Here is a 21,765-nt window from a genome sequence, read left to right on the forward strand (position 1 = left end):
CGTACGCACAAAGGAGGAGCACGATGACCGTCCAATGGGCACGCAACGGGGACGTCGATCTCGCTTACGAGACCTTCGGATCGCCCGGCGGGGAACCACTGCTGCTGATCACGGGCCAGGGGGCGCAGATGGTGGCGTGGACCGACGAATTCTGCGGTCTCTTCGCCGAACGGGGCTTCCACGTCGTGCGGTTCGACAACCGCGACTCCGGCCTGTCGACACATTTCACCTCAGCGAGAAAGGAGCACCCGCTCAAGAAACTCCTCGGCAGAGGGACACGGCCGTACACGGGGGCCGACCTCAGCGACGACGCCGTCGCGGTCGTGGACGCGATCGGCTGGAGTTCCGCCCATGTCGTCGGGGGCTCGATGGGCGGAACCATCGGGCAGGCGACAGCCCTGCGGCACCCCGGCCGCGTTCGCACGCTGACGTCGATCGGAGCACCACGCGGTGACCGGCTGCGCAACGTCGCGGCCTACGCGAACTTCCGCACACTCGCCCGGCTCTCCCGGCTGCGCCCTCCACGCACGGACGAGGAGGCGATCGAGCAGAAGGTCGAGATCTTCCGCATCCTCGGTTCCCCCGGCTACCCGTTCGACGAGGGGCGAGCAAGGTGGATCGCAGCCGAATGCCAGGCTCGTCGTCCGGTGGATCCGACTCTGTACCAGCGGCAGTCCGGAGCCGGGTGGCCGGGCGGCAGCCTCCACGACATCCGCGTTCCTACGCTGGTGATTCACGGCGAGGCGGACCCCATGATCCGACCGCGGGCGGGACGTGCGATCGCGAACGCCATCCCCGGCGCCAGGTTCGTCAGCTACCCCGGCATGGGCCACGACGTGCTCGTCGGGGAACTCTGGCCATCGTTCATCGACGAGATCTCGGCACTGACCGCCACGACCGCGAGGCAGTGAGGCAGTCAGCGCACGGCGGCGAGGGCTTCCTCGAGGGTGAAGTTGCCCGCGTAGAGGGCCTTGCCCACGATCGAGCCCTCCACGCCGAGCGGTGCCAGCTTCGCCAACTCGACGAGGTCGTCCACGGTGGACACACCGCCGGAGGCGATCACGGCAGCGTCGGTATGGGAGCAGACCTCGCTCAGCAGAGCCGTATTCGGCCCCTGCAAGGTGCCGTCCTTGCTGACGTCGGTGACCACGTAGCGGCGGCACCCGGCACTGTCCAGCCGCTGCAGGACTTCCCAGAGGTCCCCGCCGTCACGGGTCCAGCCCCGCGCGGCCAGGCGGTGGCCCTGCTCGGTGATCCGCACGTCCAGGCCGACAGCGACACGCTCGCCGTGCTCGCGCACGACGCTGTCGGCCCACTCGGGATCCTCCAGCGCAGCGGTACCGAGATTCACCCGCGTACAGCCCGTGTCCAGGGCGGCTTTCAGGGAGGCGTCGTCGCGGATGCCGCCGGAGAGTTCGACCTGCACATCGAGCTGCTGCACCACACTCGCCAGCAACTGCCGGTTCGAACCACGGCCGAAGGCCGCATCGAGATCGACGAGATGGATCCACTCCGCGCCCGCGCGCTGCCACGCCAGCGCGGCCTCCAGCGGGTCACCGTACGAGGTCTCGGTTCCGGCCTCGCCTTGTACGAGCCGGACTGCCTGGCCTTCGGCCACGTCCACAGCGGGGAGCAGAGTAAATGTCACGCATCAACCCTACGACGAGGCGCTTTCAGCGACGGCCCCGCCCGGTGCCCGAGCCCGATCGCACGGCGACGAGCACGGGAATGCCCACCACGAGCAGCGCGAGAAACAGCACGATCCACACGGGCACCCCTGCCGACAGCAGGTAGGTGGACGAGAAACCGACGACCATGCCCAGGCACAGCACGAGAGCGATCACCCGGGCGGCACCACCCGGGCGCATGAGTCCGTAACGCCGAGCGCTCACAGCGCGGCCAGCCAGTTCCGCAGCAACCGTGTGCCCGCCTCGCCCGATTTCTCCGGGTGGAACTGGGTCGCCGACAGGGCTCCGTTCTCCACCGCGGCCACGAACGGCTCACCATGCTCGGTCCAGGTCACCTGCGGCGGCGGAAGCGTCTCCGGTGGTTCCATCTCCCACGTGCGCACGGCGAAGGAGTGCACGAAGTAGAAGCGCGTGTCCGCGGCCATGCCCGCGAACAGCGTGGTGTCCTCCGGTGGCGCGACCTCGTTCCATCCCATGTGCGGCAGCACATCGGCGTGCAGCCGTTCGACGGTCCCGGGCCACTGTCCGACTCCCTCGGCCTTGACCTCGTGTTCCACCCCACGCTCGAACAGGATCTGCATGCCCACACAGATTCCGAGCACCGGTCGGTCACCGGCCAAGCGGCGATCGATGACCTTCTCACCCCCGACGGCGAGCAGACCGTCCATGCAGGCCGAGAATGCGCCGACGCCCGGAACGACCAGGCCATCGGCCTCCAGTGCGGCCCGATGGTCCGAGGTCACCTCGACATCAGCGCCCGCGCGTTCCAGCGCGCGCTCGGCGGAACGCAGGTTTCCCGACCCGTAATCCAGTACGACGACTCGTGCCACGGTCTCCAGACTACCGGCCTCGCCGAGCAACGCGGCATCAGCAGCCGCCTGCACGGGTTTTCCAAACAGCCTCAAGCCACGTTGCGTGCGGTCATCCGGCCGGCCTCATTGATCCCCCACGACAGGATGCGCCGTGGATGAATCCGGATGACATCGCCGCTCATGCCTCCCGCCGCGGCGTCGGCACCGAGCACGGTCTCGGCGTGTCCGCGGATCTCGAGGCCGCGCACCGTCCACGGATTCCGGGAAGCAAGGTCGTCGACGATGAACGTGACACGCGGGTCCGTCTGCACGTTGCGCCATTTCCGGCTGTCGGCATTGGCGTATCCGACGACGTCGAGAGTGCCGTGCGGACCGAGGTGCACGCCGACCGCCTTGGCCTGCGGTGCCCCGGTCGGCCCCAGAGTGCACAGCCTGCCCAGGGGCTGACTCTTCAAGTATTCGATCTCGTCCTCGGTGAAAGTCATGATGGTTCCTCATTCCGCAACGATGGGTCTTCGAGGGCTGCCGGCGGCATGGCCGCCGCAGAAAGTGGTCGCGGGGAGTAGCCGGTGGGTTCCCGTGCCTCAGGCGCTCCGGGCGCCCAGAAACCGCCGCACGCTCGCGGCGATCTCGGTCGGTCCCAGTCCGTGCGCGGCCTCGTGCTGCTCGGCGGTGCCGTAAGCACGCAGCTCCGCGTCGCGGGACACCCCCAAGGCGTGCACGCGATGCGGCAGGGCGGACAGCGCGTCCTCGACGAGGTGGCTGGAGGTTCCACGCAGATACGGCTCGACCAGCACGACGTCCGGGCTCGCCGACAGCGCAGCGGCACGCAAGCCCGCAGCATCGAACGGCCGGACCGTCGCCGCGTACAGGACGGTCACGTCCAGCATCGCCGTCGCGGCGAGCACAGGACGCAGCATCGGCCCGACGGCGAGGACGACGCCCTCGCGTCCGTGCCGGATCGTTCGGAACTCCGGCCCCTCGGCGAGCGCTTCGGCATTGCCCCGTTCGGACAGTCTGATGTAGACGAGGCCGTCGGCGGCGAAGGCCGTCCGCAGCATCGCCGGGACCTCGGCCGGATGCCCGGGGACGTGGACGGTCCAGTCCGGCAAGGTATCCAGCAGCGCGACATCCCCGGGAGCCATGTGCGTTCGCCCGGCCGCCGGGTAGTCGTAGGAGGCACCGGTACTGACCAGTACCGCACCGGCACTCTGGTGGTTGAGGTCGAGTTTGATCTGTTCGAAGGGTCGTTCTACCAGGAACGGCGTGATCGTGTGCACCACCGGACGCATTCCCGTCAGCGACAGCCCTCCGGCCACGCCGATCAGCGCCTGTTCGCGAATACCGACGTTGATCACTCGCTCCGGATATCGCTCGGCGACCTCGGTGAACCGGTCGGCGGAGATCTCGGCGAGCACCACGGCGAGTCTCGGATCGCCGTCGAGTTCTCCGGCCACCGTATCCACGAACGTCTCGCGCATGCTCTTCGTCGGGACCATGGCGGTCGGGCGCGGTATTCTCGCGAGCGGGGTCATACGTCGGCTCCTCGTTCTGCCACCCGCGCGACCACAGCGAGTGGCTGGTCGGCGCGGGTATCGGTCAGTGCCTCGCGCAGGAGGTCGTGATCATGGCCATCGACGGTGTGCTGGGCCCATCCCTCACGCGCGAATCGTTCGCCGATGCCACCCGGCCAGCCGTGGGTCGACGACATGTTGTCGACGACGACGGTGGTCAGCCGGTCCAGTCCCAACCTCCCTGCCAGCGCGATCGCCTCGTGATTGCTTCCTTCTTCCAATTCGGCGTCGCCGATGAGAACCACGACACGGGAGCGCGTGTATCCCTGTGCACGCAGACCGAGGGCGGTGCCCACAGCAAGCGGCAAACCGTGGCCGAGCGAGCCGCTGCCGATCTCCACCCCCGGCACCAGAACCCGGTCCGGGTGAAACCCCAGCGGGGAGTCGAATCCTCCCCAGCCGTCCAGCAGGTCGGTGTCGAAGAAACCCTTCGCGGCGAGCACGGCGTAGTGGGCCATCGGACCGTGTCCCTTGGACAGCAGGAAGCGATCCCGCTTCGGATCGCCCGTGTTCTGCGGGGTCACCGACAGCACCCGGTCGTAGAGCACCCACAGCACGTCCAGTGTGGAGTGCGCGGCGAACGAGTGCTTCTCGTCGCCGGACAGGCGGTTCAGCAGTGCGGGCAGGTCGGCGTGGCCCGGTCCCGTATCCGATCTCGTGGACATCGTCATGGCAATAGCCTCGTACTTCGAGTTAACTCGAAGTCAAGATGTAGGCTGTACGCGTGTCGAAACTGCCGAAGCTACTGACCATCGGCGAAGTCGCCCACCGCAGTGGCGTCGCCCAGACCGCGCTGCGGTTCTACGAGGACCGCGGCCTGATCTCGTCCACCCGGACCGGTGGAAACCAGCGTCGTTACGATCGCGCCGTCCTGCGCCGATTGGCCTTCATTCGCGCCGCCCAGCGGGTCGGACTCAGTCTGGAGCAGGTCGGCGAGGCACTGGCGACACTGCCGCAGGACCATGCGCCCACCAAGGCCGACTGGTCCCGGCTGTCCCGACGCTGGCGCGATGAACTCGACACGCGCATCGACGGACTGCAGCGCCTGCGCGACCGGCTCACCGGCTGCATCGGCTGCGGTTGCCTGTCCCTGCGCACCTGCACGTTGCAGAACACCGACGATCAGATGGCCGAGCACGGCCCCGGCGCTCCCCGGCTGCGCCCACACAGCGACGGCGGCCTGTAAGGGCAGCGGCGGAGTTCACTCGCGGCGTTACCGCGGCCGGGCGAGTTCGCGCCCGCACACTGCCGTCTGCGGACACCACCCGATTTCGTGATTTCGCGGTCGCGACGTGTGGCCATCCGTGCGGCGGGGAAGTCACCGGACATCGCCGCCACAGCTTTTCTCGGAGGTCGCCGCGGATGCCCACGTATCTCTACCGGTGCCGGGACTGCGGCCCCTTCGACGTCACCCGGCCGCTCGGCACCGCGAGGACCAGCGAAACGTGTCCGGAGTGTGCACACTCGGCCCGACGGGCGTTCACCGCACCCCGGCTGGCACACGCGGCAGGGCCACTCACCCGTGCCCACGAGCAGACCCTGCGCAGCGCCGACGAGCCCGACATCGTGGCAGCACCTCCCCCGGCGACCCCGGCTCGTACCACTCGCGATCCGCGCCACGCCCGCCTGCCCCGCCCCTGACCGCACCGAAGGGAAGCATTCCCATGCCCGAGGTCCTGTTCAGCGTCGACCAGTCCAAGAGCTTCACCGAGCAGAACGTGCTCGGACACAACCGCTGGCATCCCGACGTTCCCGCCGCGGCGACGGTGCGTCCGGACTCGGAATTCCGCATCGAGTGCCGGGAGTGGTTCGACGGCACGATTCACAACGACGACTCGGCCAACGATGTGCGTGACGCGGATCTGTCGCTGGTGCACCAGCTGTCCGGACCGATCACGATCGAGGGCGCCGAACCCGGTGACCTGCTCGTCGTCGACGTGCTCGACCTCGGTCCGGTCCCGCAGGAGACCGGTCCGGTAGCTGGACAGGGCTGGGGCTATACGGGAATCTTCGCCCGCGACAACGGCGGCGGTTTCCTCACCGACCACTTCCCCGACGCGTACAAGGCGGTCTGGGACTTCCACGGCCACACCGCGACCTCACGCCACCTGCCGGGCGTGGGTTTCACCGGCATCGCCCATCCTGGGCTGATGGGCACCGCACCATCGGCGGACATGCTGGCCTCGTGGAACGGGCGGGAAGGCGCGCTGCGCGACACCGACCCGGCGCGCGTGCCGCCGTTGGCGCTGCCGCCGGAACCACACCACGCCCGCCTGGGCGGACTGGGCGGCGAGGAGTTCGATCGTGTCGCAGGCGAAGCCGCCCGCACCGCTCCACCCCGGGAAAACGGCGGGAACCAGGACATCAAGAACCTCTCCCGCGGCTCCCGGGTGTTCTACCCGGTGTTCGTGCCCGGGGCGAAGTTCTCGGTCGGCGATCTGCACTTCAGCCAAGGCGACGGGGAGATCACCTTCTGCGGCGCGATCGAGATGGGCGGATTCATCGACCTGCACGTCGATGTGATCAAGGGTGGGATGGAGACTTTCGGCGTCTCCGCGCCGGTGTTCATGCCCGGCAGGATCGAGCCGCGCTACACCGAGTTTCTCACCTTCGCCGGCCTGTCGGTCACCGAGTCCGGTGAACAGCGCTATCTCGACACGACCCTGGCCTACCGCCGCGCGTGTCTGCACGCGATCGAGTACCTGACCAAGTTCGGCTACACACCCGAGCAGGCATACTTGATCCTCGGTGCCGCGCCGATCGAGGGGCGGCTGTCCGGCGTGGTCGACATCCCGAACGCCTGCGCCACCCTCTACCTGCCGACGGCGATCTTCGACGACGACATCCGTCCCACGGCGGGTACTCCGCAACGGGTGGACCGCGGCCAGTGCGCGGTGAGCAGCTGACCGCCCGGTGGCTCACGTCTCGGCATGCCAGAGGTAGGTCATTTCCGGGCGGCCGACACCACCGTACTGGGGCCTGCGCAGGACCATCCCGCTGTCCACGAGGTACTCGAGGTAGCGGCGTGCGGTCACTCTCGACACACCGCTGGCCCGACCGATCGCCTCCGCCGAGGCGCCCGGGTTCGCGCGCACCGCCGAGACCACGGCGGCGAGGGTTTCCTCGCCCATCCCCTTGGGCAGTGAGCTGCGGTTCCCCTCCCGCAACGCGGAGAAGGCACGGTCGATCTCCCCCTGGCCGCTGGCTTCCCGATCGTGGCCGAGAGTCGAACGAAACCGCGCGTAGTGCTCCAGCTTGTCCCGCATCGCCGCGAACGTGAACGGCTTGAGCAGGTACTGCACCACCCCACTGGCCACCGAATCACGGACGACCTTGAGATCGCGCGCCGAGGTCACCGCGATCACATCCGTACCACTGCCGATCATCCGCAACGCGCGGCTGACCTGGAGACCATCCATGTCCGGCAGCCGCAGGTCCAGCAACACCAGGTCGACGGCGGTCTCCTCCAGGAAGCGCAGGGCAGCCTGCCCGGTCCGCACCCGACCTGCCACGTCGAATCCGGGGACGCGTTGCACATACGACTCGTGGGCTTCTCCCGCGACCGGATCGTCCTCCACCACCAGCACCGAAATCACGAGCGTACCTCCGCCGAGGGAGCTGCCACAGGAGCGGGACTCAACGGCAGGTGCACGGTAAAGACGGCACCGTCGTGGTCGGCCACCTCGACTCGACCGCCGTACCGGCGGAAACTTTGCCCCACCAGCGCCAGTCCGAGGCCGCGTCCGTTCTGCCGGGTCGAGAAATTCCGTTCGAAGACCTTCTCCGCCGACTCGGGATCGAGCCCGGTTCCGTTGTCGGCGACCCGAACAAGCAGGTCATCGTGGTCCGTGCGGGCGGTGACCGTCACGGTCGGTCGCTGCCCGCCCGTGCCTTCCAGAACCGCCTCGATCGCATTGTCCAACAGGTTGCCCAGAATCGTGACGAGGTCGCGGCGCTCGATGTGCTCGATCGCCGCTTCGTCGACTTCCGTGTCCTCGGTGAGTACGACGTCGACGCCGCGCTCGTGTGCCTCCGCGCTCTTGCCGAGCAGAACGGCCGCGAGTACGGGTTCGGTCACCGCGCCCATGACACGGTCGGTGAGCTGCTGGGCAAGTTCGAGCTCGGCGGTGGCGAACTCCACGGCCTGCTCGGTACGCCCGAGCTCGATCAGCGATACCACCGTGTGCAGCCGTTTCGCTGACTCGTGTGCCTGCGAGCGCAGCGATTCCGAGAACCCCCGCATGGAGTCGAGCTCCCGGTTCAACGCTTGCAGCTCCGTATGATCACGCAACGTGACCACCCTGCCGAGATCGCGGTTTCCGCTACGAACGAGCGAGACGTTGACCAGCAGCACCCGATCGGCAGTCAGATGCAGCTCATCGTGCGCGGAATAGCCACTCCGAAGCGTATCGACCAGGGATTCGGGCAAACCGATGTCGTCCATCGCCGTCCCCTCGGCCGCGGACGGGTCCAGGGACAGCAGTGTGGCCGCGCCGTCATTGCACAACGTCACCGATCCGGACGGCGAGAGCAACAGGATTCCTTCCCACACTCCGTGCAGGACCGCGTCGTGGTACTCGTACATCCTGCTCAGCTCCGCCGGGCGAAGGCCGTGGGTATGCCTGCGTAGCCGGGTGCTGACCCAGTAGGTCCCCAATCCTCCGAGCAGCAGGGCCATCGCTGCGACCAGAATCAAGCCGATCAACTGCTCGCGAAACTCCCGAGCGAGCACCCGGACCTTGATTCCGACACTGACCAGGGCACGCACCTCGCCTGCCTTGCCGAACACCGGCGCTACGGCACGTACCGAAGGACCGAGCGTGCCGGTGTAGGTCTCGGTGAACGTCCGCCCCCGCACGGCCGGGCCGATGTGTCCCCAGAACCGTTCCCCGATCCGGCGTGGTTCGGGATGGGTGTAGCGGATGCCACGGGGGTCCATGATCGTGATGAAGTCGACGCCGGTGTCGGCCTGCACCTCCTGCGACCAGGGCTGCAGGATCGTGCTCGGGTCGGGCAGGCGCAGCGCGCGCCGCAACTGCGGGGTCGCCGCCAACGTCTCGGCCACCGCGATCACCTCCTGCCGTGCGGCCTGCTGGTTCCGCCGCTGTGCGTCGTACCAGGCCAACCCCGCTCCGGCCAGGACAACGGTGACCACAATCACGACCTGCAGCGCGAACAGTTGCCGCGCCAGGCTCCAACCGCCGCCCCGGCTGAACCAGTTCCGAGTCACAGTCCTCCTCACGAACGAACACGGTCTCCGAGGTCACCAGGACATGAACGTAATGAACACAAGCGTGACGGCACCACCGGCAACCCCCGATAGTCCCTGCGACATGCGGCGTGACCTGAAGCACGAACAGCCGGGATCGCGGAAACCGGCCCGGCTGCACCGCCTCAGGAAGAGCCACACCGCCGCCCTGTGCGCAGAAGTGCCGATGAGGGCAAGGAGGCCCGGTTGAGTGACTTTTTGATCTTGCTGCATACGGCTGTTGCCATTGTGGCAACAGTACTGTTGATCCTGGTCGTGCGTATCGAACCACTCATCGCCCTGCTGGCGGGGTCGATCTACCTCGGTCTCGCCACGGGGCTCGGTTTCCAGGGCACGACGGAAGCCATTGCGAGTGGCTTCGGCGACATCATGAGCAGTATCGGCCTCCTGATCGTCTTCGGCGTCCTGCTGGGCTCGCTGCTGTCGGCCACCGGTGCACTTCGGAAACTGACCGAAGCGCTCTTACGCGTCTTCGGCGCCGAACGCTCCCCTTATGTGTTCAGCACCGCCATGAGCAGTGTTTTTCCGGCCATCTACACGGATGTGCTGCTCGTGCTCACGGCTCCTCTCGGGCGTTCCATCGCACCGCGTATCCGGCGGGACGGAACCGCCGCGATGGGGGCCGCGTTGATTCTGGGGTCGGAGCTGGGGCTGGTGCTGGTCGTTCCCGGTGCGGGAGCCCTGGCAGTCGCGGGACTGCTGAACGTGCCGCTGGGCCAAATGCTGCTTTTCGGACTGCTGGTGACCGTGCCCACCGCCTTGGTCACGACCTTCCTGTACAAGCAGGCCCTCAAGGCAGGACTGTGGAGCGCGGACAAGGACGAACTGGCAGCGGCGGAGACCTCCACGGACGATTCCGATGCCGCCGTGAAACAGCCCGCCAAACTTCCCTCCCTCGGCGTCTCCCTTCTCCCTCTCGTGGTTGCGATCGTGCTGATCGCCATCGGAGGAATCGCCAAGGTCGCAGGCGTGACATCCGGTCCTCTCGCCTTCTTCGGGAACCCGCTCATCGCCCTGTTCATCGGTGTGGTCGGTGCCTATCTGCTGGCGTGGCGCAGCCTGTCCCGGGAGCAGGCGGGCAACGCACTGGGGAGCGGCCTGCGTGAGTGCGGCGGGATCCTGATCATCACGGGTGTCGGCGGCTCGCTGGGTGCGGTCATCACCGAGACCGGTCTGGAGGACATTCTCGCCGGATACTTCTCCTCGAACGCCCTGTCACCGCTGATCCTGACATGGATCATCGCGGCGGTGCTGCACGTGTGCATCGGCTCGACCTCGGTGGCTGCCATCACGGCGGGGAGCATCCTGGCACCGGTGGTCGGCAGTATCGACACCGCTCCCCTGTTGATCGCGCTCGCCGCGGGCTCCGGGGCGCTGTTCGCCGTCCACGTGAACAGCAATTTCTTCTGGATGTTCCAGCGGCTGCTGAATCTGTCCACCCGGGGCACGCTCAAGACGTGCACCCTGGTGACCATGCTGGCTTCGGTCGTATCCCTGGGCTTGGTGCTGGCGCTGAGCCTGGTCGTCTGACCGCTGGTTCCAGCCCGGAACATCACCACAGCCACAGCAGGCCACCTGCCGCTGCGAGCACGGCCAGGACGGCCAGGAGCAGGGCGAAGAGTTTGGCGGTTTTCCAGATCGCGTAGACACCACCGACGAGGAAGCCCGCCACCGCGAGCAGGATGATCGGAAGGTATTCCTGCACTGCATGCTCTCCGTAGGGTCGTGAGTGGTACCGGTCGGAACCGGCATTCTCACCCACGATCCCTGATCGCCGATGCGCTCCCCCCGCCCCTTCCCTGCCCGGTGCGTGTCCGGTTGGCCTTGGTGGGGGTTGAAGTCTTGGGGAAAACTTCAACCCCCACCGGCCTCACGACCGCCGCGAGCTCCGGTCGCCGGTGCTCCGGTGACGTGGCAAAGTGGGATCGCGGTGGTGCCCGTGGTGCGACGGTGCCGAGGGCGTGTACTCGCCGGGGCCTACCGGCATTCGTAGAGCGGCCGGGGGTGGGCGTGTCGTCGAGGCCGAACCGCCGCGGGGTACTCACCGAGGCCTATGCGAGCCTCGTGGTGCGGGGGCGCTGGCTACTGCTGGCGCTCGTGGGCGCGATGGTCTGGGCCGCGCTGAGCTTCCTGCCCGCCCTGGCCAGCACCGGCCATGGGCTCTCCGCGGTGATCGGGGCGAATCGGTCGGCTCTGGCCACGCAGGCCCAGGTGATACGGCGATTCGGGCTTCCGCTGCTGGCCCACACCGCCGTCGTGCAGCGCGACCCGCAGGGCCTGGATCCCCGAGTGCTGGCCCGGGCCGTGCAACGCGCACGAACCGTCAACGAGAGCACCCTGCACGGCAATTCCTCCGGTACGTTGCTGTTCGCCGCGCCGGTGCCCAACTCGCCGAAGGTGTTTCCGGGCCCCAACGAGCGGATCACCACGCTGGTGACCTACCTCTTCGTCGACCCCACGGCCACTCCCACCGTGCAGTACCGCGCGGCGCAGGACTACGCCGCGCGGATCGACCATCCCGACGACCCTCTGCTCGGAGTCTCGGGAACGATTCCGCTGCGGTTGGAGCAGGTCCGGCTCATCCAGCGCAACCTGCTGTGGGTGGAGATCGCCACCGTATCGGTGATCGCCCTCATCGTGGGGGTGAACTTCCGGTCCGTGGTGGCCCCACTGATCACCCTGCTGACGGCGGGGATCGCCTACTTCCTCGCGGTGCGGATGGTTGCCTTCGGTGCGATGCTGCTCAACAGCACCGTGCCTGCGATCCTGGAGCCGATCCTGGTGGCGCTGGTGCTCGGGGTGACCACCGACTACTCGATCTTTTTCCTGTCCGGCCTCCGACGACGGCTACGCCAGGGCCACGGCAGCCGTGCCGCCACCAGGGGCACGATCGTGGAGTACCTACCGATCGTTCTCGTGGCCGGGTTGACCGTCACCGCGGGCGTGCTCGTGCTGCTCGTCGCGCAGACCGGGCTGTTCCGGGCCTTCGGCCCCGGACTGGCGGTCACGGTGGCGACCACACTGGTGGTATCGGTGCTGCTGGTGCCCGCGCTGCTGGCCGTGCTGGGTCGATGGGTGTTCTGGCCGAGTCGGTTGTCCCGTGGCACCTCGCCGGAGGAGGAACCGTCCCGGCCACCGAGTGCTCCCGGCGGAGGGTGGTGGATACGGCTGCTGACTCGACGTGGTCCGGCCGCGGTGGTGGCCGTGGTCGTGGTCGGGATGCTGGTGCCTGCCACCCTGCCGCTACAACGGCTTCGCGAGTCGGTGCTGCCCATGTCCTCGATACCCGCGGACAACTCGGTACGGGAGGCCTGGCGGGGCGCGGCTGCGGGGTTCGCTCCCGGTATCCTCTCACCCACCGAGGTGATCGTGACCGGGTCCGGTGTGGCCGACCGGACCGACGAGTTGGCCCGGCTGCGCCGCGAGCTGGCCGCTCGACCGGGGGTGGCCGCGGTGTTCGGACCGACCGGGGAGTTGCCCGAGCGGCCGGAGGTGGCCGCGGTGCCCGGACCGATCGATCCGGGGCTGCCGGAGCCACTGCGCGAACGGACCGGGCTGTTCCTTGCTCCCGGCGGCGATGCCGCCCGCTTCCTCGTCATCTTCGACGCCGACCCGCTCGGCGCACTGGCCATCAACCATCTCGACACGCTGAAGCGGCGCATGCCGGGCCTGCTGGCCGCTGCCGGTTTGAGCCGGACGAGTGTGTCCTACACCGGAGACACCGCCCTCGCGCTGGAGCTGGTGAACTCGGCCAGGGGCGACTACATCCGGGTGGCCCTGGCCATCGCTCTGGTCGACCTGCTGCTGCTCGTGCTGTTCCTGCGTGCCCTCGTGGCACCGCTGTACCTGTTGGCCGCAAGTTTCCTGGCCCTGGCCGCGTCGCTGGGTCTGACCGTCCTGCTTTTCCAGCAGTTCCTCGGGCAGACCGGTCTGATCTTCTTCATCCCGTTCGCGGTCGGGGTGCTGCTGGTCTCGTTGGGCGCTGACTACCTCATCTTCCTCGTCGGTGATGTCCGGGACGCCGCAGGCACCCGGTCGCTGTCCGAGGCGCTGGCCGTCGCGGTACCGCGCTCGACCCGCGCGATCAGTGCCGCGGGCATCACCCTGGCGGCAAGCTTCGGCGTCGTGGCTCTGGTGCCGGTGGTCTCCTTCCGGGAATTGGCCTTTGCCATGGCTGTCGGCGTACTGATCGACTCCTTCGTGGTGCGTCCCCTGCTGGTCCCGGCGCTGATCACCCTGGTCGGCCGGATCGGGGGATGGCCCGGCGGGCGGCTGCGAGCGCATCCTGCGCATCAGCGGGACGAGGAAAGCAAGTAACGGTTCCGAGCTTGTCGCCCCGGATTTGCAGGCCCGGCAGTCGTTCTCCGGACAGGGCTACGATTCCTGCTCGTCCGCTTCGGCTGCCTGCTGCCGTTGCTCGACTTGCTGCACCCGGCGCACCAGCGGGGAAGTATCGACCACGATGATCCCGATCAGCAGCAGTGCCAGGCCCGCCGCCGCTCCGGCAAGGTGCCAGGCTCCGGTATTGATCGACTCGCCGAAGACGACCACACCGATGGCGATGGAGATGATCGGATTCGCGGTGTCCATGACCGGCATGCTCGCCGCGAGCGGACCGGCCTGGTAGGCGCTTTGTACGAGCATGAGCCCGGCGATGCTGGTCACCGCCATCGCGTAGGGCTGCCATGCGGTGAACGCGGTGACGATGCCCTGCTTGAACAGGGCGACGGTGGCGGCGAGCAGTGCGGACTGGGTCGCCAGCAGTGCGACGGCGGCCAAGGCGAACATCGAGGCCCGCGGCGGTCCGGACAGTCGGCGCCCGATCAGCAACGACACTGCCATCAGCAGCACGATGGCGCCGAGCATCGCGGCCCACGACGACAGCGGCGGAAGCACATCGCCCTGGCTGGGCGAGGCGGCGATGATGCCCAGTATCAGGCCGCCGCCCACGGCGATGATCCCGCTCCATTCCCGCGGCCCCATCCGCAACCGGTGCCTACGCACCGAGACCGGGACGGCGAACAGCAGCTCGGACACGACCAGCGGCTGTACCAGCGTCAGGGGACCGAAGGCCAGCGCGATCGCCTTGAACAGGAACGAGCCTGCGGTGGCGGCGATACCGCCGAGCCACACCTTGTCCCGAGCCAGATCCAGCAGCAGCCGCGGCGACAGGGATTCGCCCTCGGGTGCGGTGCTGGCCTCCCGCTGCTGCAGCACCCCGCCGGCCGCGAAACACGCGCCGGCCGCCAGCGCGGCGATGACACTGACGATCAGCATGGGTCACCCCTTGAGCATCGCCCCCGCCGGACGTGTTCCTGTGCTCTGTCGGTCATGGGCGGGTCCGTCCTTGTCAGCCTGCGTGTTCCACTGTTTCCTTGCTGCCCCTGCCCAGTACGAACGTCCACAGTGCGGCACCGACGATGGCGCCTGCGGTCGGACCGACGATGTAGATCCACCAGTACGGGAATTGCAGGGCGACGATGTCCGGTCCCAGGGTGCGTGCGGGATTCAACGAGCCACCGGATATCGGCAGGGACAGGAAAACGGCCGCGCCGACCCACAGTCCGATCGCCAACCCGGCCGTGCTGGCACCACCGGGAGCGCGTTCGAACACTGCGGTGGCCATCACCACCAGCATCAGCACCAGCGTGATGACGAACTCGGCCAGCAGCGCGGTCGTGAACGCGACCTGTGGCCCCGGACTGGTGGATCCCAGGATCAGCTGCGGGGAGACCTGACCGGCGAACAGAAACCGGTTCACCAATGCGGCCAGGATCGCCCCGGCCAACTGAGCCGCCAGGTACACCGGAACCTGCCGCCACGGGAAGCGCCGCACCACGGCCAGCGCCACGGTGACCGCCGGATTGATGTGCGCGCCGGAAACCGCTGCGACCGTGTACACCGCGGCGACGATGCCCATGGCGAATGCCAGGCTGATCGCGATGTCGTCGAGCACGGTGAATCCCTCGTGCGGAGAGAGCTCGTGTACCGCCAGCACGGTCGCGGTGCCGGAGAAGGTGAGCATGAACGTGCCGACGAGTTCGGCGCAGAACGCGGCTGTGGTCGCCGTAGTTGTCGATGGTGAGTCGGGCGCTGCGGCCATGTCCCCTCCCTGATGATCCCGTCTCGGGATTCGTCACCGTTGTGTCAGGGTGATTCGCAATTGCCTTTCCTGCCCGTTGCGGACGATCGTGACCGGCACCGTGTCGCCGGGATCGTGCCTGCGGAGCACCGAGTAGACGGTGTTGACCGTATCGATCCGCCGACCGGCGAGGCGGACGATGACGTCACCGGGTCGAATGCCCGCTTCGGCGGCGCCACTGCCCTCGACGACGCGCTGCACGAGCACGCCCCGTGCCCGCTGGAGTCCCAGCTGATCGGCCAGAGCGGGAGTGACCTCGACCACGGCGACACCGAGGACAGCGTGCTCCGCGCTGCCCGTACGCAGGATCTGTTCGACCACGTCGACAACCGTCGCCGACGGGATGGCGAAGCCGATCGAGACCGCACCGGTCTGCCCGGGGGGCAGGTAGAGTTCGTTGATCCCCACGACCTTCGCGTTCCCGCTTACCAGCGCACCACCCGAGCTGCCGGGCGAGATCGCCGCGTCGGTCTGGATGAGATTGATCAGTGGTCGCTGGGTCTGCGCTGCCGGGAAACTGCGGTTGAGCCCGGAGATGATGCCCGCGGTCGAGGACTCCCGGAAACCGAGCGGGCTGCCGATGGCCACGGCGAGCTCGCCGACCTCGGGCAACTCCGTCCGGAATTCCGCCGCATTCAGGCCCGTCCGGTTCACTCTGATCACGGCGAGATCGGTCGGATAGTCGGCTCCGACCACTCGGCCCTGTGCCTGCTTACCCGTGGCGAACACGATGGTGACCCGATCGAATACGGGAGCCTGCTGCTGCTGACTGCGGGCCACGACGTGCCGGTTGGTGACGATGACACCCCCCGAGCGATAGACCACGCCGCTGCCGACCCCTTTCGGAGTCCGCACGGTGACGATCGAGGGCCGCACCCTGTCGACGATCTCGGGAATGCGGCCGAACACCGGACCGTCGAGCGAGGAGCCGGGAGCGGGGCTCGACGTGCCGGTGCCGGGTGCCTGCGTGCCGGAATCCGGCGGCGGGGCATTCGTACAACCCGCCAGTGTCAGCGCGGTGATCAGTAGAAACGCGAGCACCGGACGTGGCGGGCGTCGCCGCGAGACCGGGGCATGTTGAACGCCCATCGCAGAAACTATCCCGCCGGTGCGGGAACCGAGCAACCGCGGAGCCGCACCGACCACGCTCGTGGTACATCCGGTACATCCTGGGCCGACAACCGGCGACGGTTGCCTGCTGCCGGTTTTCCGCACCGAGGCCGCTCACTCCTGGTGGCGTGGCCAGTCGGACGGCACCGACACCCCGAGCCGCCGCAGCTCGGCAGCGGCCAGCCGATGATGGATACCCTGCTCGAGGTCCCGCCACGGGGTGGGGGTGATTCGCCGCAGCCGACTGTAGGGCAGGCGGAAGACAGCGGTGCGGGCGAGGTGCTCGATCAGCAGGGGATCGGCCTGCGTACCCAGCGACCGAGCGAGCGAGCGCGTCTCACGCAGCCGGATCAGCCGCAGCGGCAGGTACACCACAACCAGCGGCGCGACACCCATCAGCACCAGCGCGAGACCGATCACCACCGACAGCACCCGAGCGGTCGAACCCGCCTGAGCAGCGCCCACCCGCAGACTCACCGCGGTGTCCCGGATGGTCTGTGCGAGCGATCCCGCCTCCGTACCGATCAGCGGTACGCGCTCGAACAGGGCGATACCGCGACCCGCGGCCTGGATCGCACTGCTCGTCTGCCGGAGAGTGTGACTCAAGCCCGACAGCTGCCACAATTCGATTCCGGCGACGATCCCCAGGGCGAGAAATACCAGGGTCCACACAGCCACCAGCGCATCGAGTCGACGCAGCTCGCGGCGATCCGGTAGCAGGGCCAGTTCCGCGATCACCACTCCGGACCTCCGTCCGTTCCGAAAGTCCCAGCTCACCGTCGGACCGCATCGGCGGCCCGCCCACCATCCGCACCGGAGTGAGCCATCAGACGTAGTGCTCGGTGAGGTACTTCTCCCCCTCGTCGCAGAAGAAGGTCACCACGTCGGCCAGCTCCGGGTGGCGTTCGCGCAGGCGTTTGGCGGCCAGCAGATGTGCCCCGGAGGACGGGCCGACGAACAGACCGTAATCAGTGACCAGCCTGCGCATTTCGGCGAGTGCGTCCGCACTGTGCACGGCGATCAGCTCGTCGACGATGTCACGGTGGCGGGCGAAGACGCCGGGCACGAACCCGTCGGCAATTCCCTCGATGTGGTGCTTGGCGATGTCGCCGCAGCGCAGTGTGCAGGATTCGTCCGGTTCCATCGCCGCGATGTGGCAGGCGGGGTTGACCTGTCGGAACGCCTGTCCCACCCCGACGATCGTGCCACCGGTGCCGACACCGCTGACCACGGCGTCGGGCACCACGCCGGGCGGTAGCTGATTCAGCACTTCCGGCCCCAGCCAGGTCCGGTTCTCCTCGACGTTCCAGTCGCTGTCGAATTGCTGCGGCGCGAAGAAGCCCGGTCGGCGGCCGAGTTCGACCGCTTTGTCCAAGGCTTCGTTGACGTGGAAGTCGCCGACGGTGAGTACCTCGGCGCCGAAGGCCCGGGAGATTGCCGCGCGTTCCGTGCTCACGTTCGCGGGCATCACCACCAGCATCCGATATCCCTTGGCCGCGGCGACCATGCTCATCGCGTTGCCGGTGTTGCCGCTGCTGGCCTCGACGATGGTGTCCCCGGCATGCAGCGCCCCCTCGTGCTCGGCACGCTCGAGCATGTACTTCGCGATTCGAGCCTTGATCGACCCGGAGGGATTGAGATACTCGAGCTTGACCCAGATGCCTTCCAGGAGCATCAGCGGCGTATCGCCGATCGCATCGAGTATCGATCCCTGATCGCGGCGCTCAGTGCCGCCGGTGCCGGTGGTGACAGGCAACGTCCTGGTCATCGGTCCTACTCCTTTCCGCCGACGTGACGGGAGGACTCCCCTATGACCCAATTGTTGCGCATAACCCACCATGTTGCTTAATGAGAGACATTGTGGGTGTGATGGGCCGCCCGGCCCTACAAAGCACCCTTGGTGGAGGGAACGACCCCGGCGAAACGCGGATCGGGCTCGGTGGCCGCGCGCAGCGCCCGGGCGATCGCCTTGTACTGGGCCTCGGTGATGTGGTGCGGATCGCGACCGTGCACGACCCGAACGTGCAGGTTGATCTGCGCGTGGAAGGCCAGCGACTCGAACACGTGGCGATTGAGCACGAACGGATAGTTGTTGCCGATCGTGAACGTGTTGTACTGCTCCGGCTCCCCGGTGAGCACACAGTACGAGCGCCCCGAGACGTCCACGGCCGCGTGCGCGAGTGTCTCGTCCATCGGGATCCAGGCGTCCCCGAACCGGCGGATGCCCTTCTTGTCGCCCAACGCCTGCCGGAATGCCTGGCCGAGCACGATCGCGGTGTCCTCGACGGTGTGGTGGGCGTCGATGTGAACATCCCCGCTCGCCCGCACCGTCAGGTCGAAGCCCGCGTGCGTGCCCAGCGAGTGCAGCATGTGGTCGTAGAACGGCACGGTCGTATCGACCTCGACCTGTCCGGTGCCGTCGAGATCGAGCTCGACCAGCACCGAGGACTCCTTGGTAATCCGCTCGATCCGACCGGTGCGGGCTCCCGCCCCCTGTCCGGAATCCACCGTCTCGCTCACTGGGAGATCTCCTCGCTCACCGTTTTGCTCGCCGCCAGGAAGGCATCGTTTTCCTCCGGGGTCCCGATGGTCACGCGCAGGTGCCCCGGAATGCCGACATCGCGGATGAGTACATCGGAATCCAGGTACCGCTCCCATGCGCGGTGGGCATCGGCGAACGGTCCGAACAGGACGAAGTTGGCATCGCTGGGCACCGGGGCGAAACCCAGCTCCCGCAGACTCCGCATGACGCGCTCGCGCTCGTCGACCAGTGCCTGGACCGACTCGAGGGTGCCCCTGGCATGCCGCAGCGCCGCACGTGCTGCGGCCTGAGTGACCATCGACAGGTGGTACGGCAACCGCACCAGCAGCAACGCCTCGATCACGGCAGGCGCCGCCGCAAGGTAGCCCAGTCGTCCCCCGGCGAACGCAAAGGCCTTGCTCATGGTGCGGCTGACGATCAGTTTGTCCGGATACTGCTCGATCAGGCCGACCGCGCTGGGCCGTGCGGAAAACTCCACGTATGCCTCGTCCACCACGACGATGCCGGGCGCGGCGTCGAGTACCGCTCGCAAGTCCTCCAGCGTGGCCGACTGGCCGGTCGGGTTATTGGGGCTGGTCACCAGCACGACATCCGGCCGCCGCTCGGCCACCACGCGAGCTGCCTCGGCACCGTCGAGACCGAAGTCGGCGCGGCGCGGCGCGGGCGACCATTCGGTGCGCGTGCCCGCCGCCAGAATCGGATGCATCGAGTACGACGGCTCGAACCCGAGTGCGCTGCGCCCCGGACCCCCGAAAGCCTGCAGGATCTGCTGCAGCACCTCGTTGGATCCATTGGCCGCCCACACGTTCGCCGCCGACACCGTGACACCGGTCGCACCGGTGAGGTAGGCAGCGAGATCCTCGCGAAGGTTCACGGCGTCCCGATCCGGGTAACGGTTCAGCGACGTGGCGAGCTCCTCCACGGAGGCGGTCACGTCGGCGACCAGACCCTCCGGTGGGGGAAATGGGTTCTCGTTGGTGTTCAGGCGGACCGATACGTCCAACTGGGGCGCACCATAGGGGCTGCGACCGCGCAGATCCTCCCGCAACGGCAGGTCGCTCAGCGCCGTGCCTGCACCGATCACATCGTTCATGGGCGTGCTACCTCGTCCTCCACCGCCGGGCGGTGTGGTTGCAAAACTGCTTCGCGTACGGATTTTCGCCTCGGTGCTCGGCCCGAGCGGAATGCCGCTTCTCTCGTTGTTCTACACCGGGAAGCGGGTGGTCAGTGCCTGCCCGTGCGCGGGCAGGTCCTCGGCGTCGGCGAGCGCGATCACCTGATCGGAGACCTCGCGCAGGGCCTGCTCGGTGTAGTCGACCACATGGATGCCCCGGAGGAAACTCTGCACGCTCAACCCGGAGGAATGCCGCGCACACCCACCGGTGGGCAGCACGTGATTGGAGCCCGCGCAGTAGTCACCCAGTGACACCGGGCTGAACGCCCCCACGAAGATCGCGCCCGCATTGCGTACGCGCGCAGCCACCTCCGATGCCTGCTGCGTCTGAATTTCCAGATGCTCGGCGGCATAGGCATCGACCACCCGGACCCCGTCATCGACGGTGGACACCAGCACGCAACCGGACTGCGCGCCGGTCAGCGCGGTCCGGATCCGCTCGATGTGCTTGGTCTGCGCAACCTGGCGCTCCAGTTCGACATCGACGGCACCTGCGAGTTCCTCGGAGGTCGTGACCAGCACGCTCGCCGCGAGCGTGTCGTGCTCGGCCTGGCTGATCAGGTCGGCGGCCACGTGGGCCGGGTCGGCACTCGCATCGGCCAGCACCGCGATCTCGGTCGGACCGGCCTCCGAGTCGATGCCGATCACACTGCGCAGGTGGCGTTTGGCGGCGGTCACGTAGAGGTTGCCCGGCCCGGTGACCATGTCCACCGGCAGCAAGTCACCACCCTCGGTGTCGGTCCCTCCGTAGGCCAGCAGCGCCACGGCCTGCGCACCGCCGACGGCCCACACCTCGTCGACACCGAGCAGCTGCGCAGCGGCGAGGATGGTCGGGTGCGGGCGCCCGCCGAATTCCTGCTGCGGCGGGGAGCAGACCACGAGGGACTCGACCCCGGCGGCCTGGGCGGGGACGACGTTCATCACGACACTCGACGGGTAGACGGCGAGCCCGCCCGGCGCGTACAGCCCGACCCTGGCCACCGGCACCCACCGCTCGGTCACGGTGCCACCGGGCGCGACCTCCGTCGTCACGTCGCTGCGGCGCTGATCCGCGTGCACCCTGCGGGCGCGTGCGATGGACTCCTCCAGCGCGGTGCGCACCGACGGATCGAGCTCGTCGAGTGCGCGCCGCAGCTCGATGTCCGGGACCCGCACCTGCTCCGGCCGCACCGAGTCGAACCGCTCGGTGTACTCCCGGACGGCCTCCGCGCCCCGGTCCCGTACGGCCTCGACCACCGGACGGACCTGATGCATCACCTGCTCCACATCGGTTCCGGCACGCGGCAGCGTGGCGCGCAGTTCACCGGGCGAGGGGACACGACCGCGCAGGTCAGTACGGGTGAGCATGGGCGTCCTTCCGTGCTGGCTTTCGCTTCCAGGATAGTCGCCGCCCACACCGGGCCGCCGGGGGTCGGTGGCTGTTGATGGTTGTGTGTCGATTTTCCGCGGTACGC

General features: G+C 68.0%; 23 protein-coding genes. 6 read left to right on the forward strand and 17 right to left on the reverse strand.

The features are described 5' to 3' along the window. Positions 1-23 precede the first annotated feature (23 nt). Positions 24-911 carry an alpha/beta fold hydrolase gene (locus JOF55_RS03380; RefSeq protein WP_310269390.1) on the forward strand — a complete coding sequence of 296 codons (888 nt, stop codon included), beginning with the start codon at positions 24-26 and terminating at the stop codon, positions 909-911. Positions 912-916: 5 nt separating this feature from the next. Here JOF55_RS03380 and priA read toward each other — a convergent pair whose 3' ends face one another. The 6 genes from priA to JOF55_RS03410 form a co-directional block, all read right to left on the reverse strand. Beyond that, complete coding sequence (gene priA, locus JOF55_RS03385; protein WP_310269393.1) at positions 917-1,648, reverse strand: bifunctional 1-(5-phosphoribosyl)-5-((5-phosphoribosylamino)methylideneamino)imidazole-4-carboxamide isomerase/phosphoribosylanthranilate isomerase PriA; 732 nt, start codon at positions 1,646-1,648, stop codon at positions 917-919. Positions 1,649-1,673: 25 nt separating this feature from the next. After that, positions 1,674-1,868 (reverse strand): hypothetical protein, encoded by a 195-nt coding sequence (locus JOF55_RS03390; RefSeq protein ID WP_310269396.1) that lies wholly within the window; start codon positions 1,866-1,868, stop codon positions 1,674-1,676. Between the two features lie 20 nt (positions 1,869-1,888). Beyond that, positions 1,889-2,518: an imidazole glycerol phosphate synthase subunit HisH gene (gene hisH, locus JOF55_RS03395; RefSeq protein WP_310278262.1), complete on the reverse strand. Its 630-nt coding sequence runs from the start codon at positions 2,516-2,518 to the stop codon at positions 1,889-1,891. A gap of 71 nt (positions 2,519-2,589) precedes the next feature. Further along, on the reverse strand, positions 2,590-2,985 hold the full coding sequence (locus tag JOF55_RS03400; RefSeq protein ID WP_310269399.1) for a PPOX class F420-dependent oxidoreductase: 396 nt from the start codon (positions 2,983-2,985) through the stop codon (positions 2,590-2,592). A 99-nt stretch (positions 2,986-3,084) separates the two neighbouring features. Next, positions 3,085-4,035, reverse strand: a complete 951-nt coding sequence (locus JOF55_RS03405; RefSeq protein ID WP_310269403.1) for a transketolase family protein — start codon at positions 4,033-4,035, stop codon at positions 3,085-3,087. Then, entirely contained in the window at positions 4,032-4,745 is a 714-nt protein-coding gene (locus tag JOF55_RS03410) for a thiamine pyrophosphate-binding protein (RefSeq protein ID WP_310269408.1), read from the reverse strand. Before JOF55_RS03410 ends, JOF55_RS03405 begins: the two co-directional genes overlap by 4 nt. Positions 4,746-4,798: 53 nt before the next feature. Here JOF55_RS03410 and soxR point away from each other — a divergent pair, with 53 nt between their 5' ends. The 3 genes from soxR (at position 4,799) to fmdA (ending at position 6,980) form a co-directional block, all read left to right on the forward strand. Continuing rightward, positions 4,799-5,260 (forward strand): redox-sensitive transcriptional activator SoxR, encoded by a 462-nt coding sequence (gene soxR, locus JOF55_RS03415; protein ID WP_310269412.1) that lies wholly within the window; start codon positions 4,799-4,801, stop codon positions 5,258-5,260. 176 nt (positions 5,261-5,436) lie between these two features. Further along, positions 5,437-5,715, forward strand: a complete 279-nt coding sequence (locus tag JOF55_RS03420; RefSeq protein ID WP_310269415.1) for an FmdB family zinc ribbon protein — start codon at positions 5,437-5,439, stop codon at positions 5,713-5,715. Between the two features lie 23 nt (positions 5,716-5,738). Next, the gene (gene fmdA / locus JOF55_RS03425) at positions 5,739-6,980 is read left to right on the forward strand and encodes a formamidase (RefSeq protein WP_310269418.1); all 1,242 of its coding nucleotides are present in this window, start codon (positions 5,739-5,741) and stop codon (positions 6,978-6,980) included. Between the two features lie 12 nt (positions 6,981-6,992). Here fmdA and JOF55_RS03430 read toward each other — a convergent pair whose 3' ends face one another. Together JOF55_RS03430 and JOF55_RS03435 are read right to left on the reverse strand one after the other, a co-directional pair. Further along, a complete protein-coding gene (locus JOF55_RS03430; protein ID WP_310269422.1) occupies positions 6,993-7,670 on the reverse strand; it encodes a response regulator in 678 nt (225 codons plus the stop codon). Beyond that, on the reverse strand, positions 7,667-9,304 hold the full coding sequence (locus JOF55_RS03435; protein ID WP_310269425.1) for a sensor histidine kinase: 1,638 nt from the start codon (positions 9,302-9,304) through the stop codon (positions 7,667-7,669). The genes JOF55_RS03430 and JOF55_RS03435 overlap by 4 nt, the downstream gene beginning before the upstream one ends. Positions 9,305-9,529: 225 nt before the next feature. Here JOF55_RS03435 and JOF55_RS03440 point away from each other — a divergent pair, with 225 nt between their 5' ends. Then, positions 9,530-10,873: a GntP family permease gene (locus tag JOF55_RS03440; RefSeq protein ID WP_310269428.1), complete on the forward strand. Its 1,344-nt coding sequence runs from the start codon at positions 9,530-9,532 to the stop codon at positions 10,871-10,873. 22 nt (positions 10,874-10,895) lie between these two features. Here JOF55_RS03440 and JOF55_RS03445 read toward each other — a convergent pair whose 3' ends face one another. After that, entirely contained in the window at positions 10,896-11,048 is a 153-nt protein-coding gene (locus tag JOF55_RS03445) for a CG2302 family histidine operon protein (RefSeq protein WP_310269431.1), read from the reverse strand. 305 nt (positions 11,049-11,353) lie between these two features. On the opposite strand from JOF55_RS03445, the gene JOF55_RS03450 reads away from it, so the two are divergent. Next, positions 11,354-13,660 (forward strand): MMPL family transporter, encoded by a 2,307-nt coding sequence (locus tag JOF55_RS03450; protein ID WP_310269434.1) that lies wholly within the window; start codon positions 11,354-11,356, stop codon positions 13,658-13,660. A 57-nt stretch (positions 13,661-13,717) separates the two neighbouring features. Here the strand turns inward: JOF55_RS03450 and JOF55_RS03455 are convergent, their stop codons facing one another. The 8 genes from JOF55_RS03455 to hisD form a co-directional block, all read right to left on the reverse strand. After that, positions 13,718-14,620: a DMT family transporter gene (locus JOF55_RS03455; RefSeq protein WP_310269439.1), complete on the reverse strand. Its 903-nt coding sequence runs from the start codon at positions 14,618-14,620 to the stop codon at positions 13,718-13,720. 73 nt (positions 14,621-14,693) lie between these two features. After that, the gene (locus JOF55_RS03460) at positions 14,694-15,446 is read right to left on the reverse strand and encodes an MIP/aquaporin family protein (RefSeq protein ID WP_310269444.1); all 753 of its coding nucleotides are present in this window, start codon (positions 15,444-15,446) and stop codon (positions 14,694-14,696) included. A gap of 33 nt (positions 15,447-15,479) precedes the next feature. Beyond that, positions 15,480-16,574 carry a S1C family serine protease gene (locus tag JOF55_RS03465; protein WP_310269447.1) on the reverse strand — a complete coding sequence of 365 codons (1,095 nt, stop codon included), beginning with the start codon at positions 16,572-16,574 and terminating at the stop codon, positions 15,480-15,482. 135 nt (positions 16,575-16,709) lie between these two features. Then, the gene (locus JOF55_RS03470) at positions 16,710-17,336 is read right to left on the reverse strand and encodes a hypothetical protein (protein ID WP_310269449.1); all 627 of its coding nucleotides are present in this window, start codon (positions 17,334-17,336) and stop codon (positions 16,710-16,712) included. Positions 17,337-17,421: 85 nt separating this feature from the next. After that, positions 17,422-18,363, reverse strand: a complete 942-nt coding sequence (locus tag JOF55_RS03475) for a PLP-dependent cysteine synthase family protein (RefSeq protein WP_310269453.1) — start codon at positions 18,361-18,363, stop codon at positions 17,422-17,424. Positions 18,364-18,479: 116 nt separating this feature from the next. Then, complete coding sequence (gene hisB, locus JOF55_RS03480; protein WP_374727374.1) at positions 18,480-19,103, reverse strand: imidazoleglycerol-phosphate dehydratase HisB; 624 nt, start codon at positions 19,101-19,103, stop codon at positions 18,480-18,482. Between the two features lie 8 nt (positions 19,104-19,111). Beyond that, positions 19,112-20,230, reverse strand: coding sequence for a histidinol-phosphate transaminase (locus JOF55_RS03485; RefSeq protein ID WP_310269459.1), 1,119 nt, complete (start codon positions 20,228-20,230; stop codon positions 19,112-19,114). Between the two features lie 111 nt (positions 20,231-20,341). After that, positions 20,342-21,658: a histidinol dehydrogenase gene (hisD, locus tag JOF55_RS03490; protein ID WP_310269463.1), complete on the reverse strand. Its 1,317-nt coding sequence runs from the start codon at positions 21,656-21,658 to the stop codon at positions 20,342-20,344. Between the last annotated feature and the right edge of the window lie 107 nt (positions 21,659-21,765).

The sequence above is a fragment of the Haloactinomyces albus genome, assembly GCF_031458135.1.
Taxonomy (GTDB): Bacteria; Actinomycetota; Actinomycetes; order Mycobacteriales; family Pseudonocardiaceae; genus Haloactinomyces; species Haloactinomyces albus.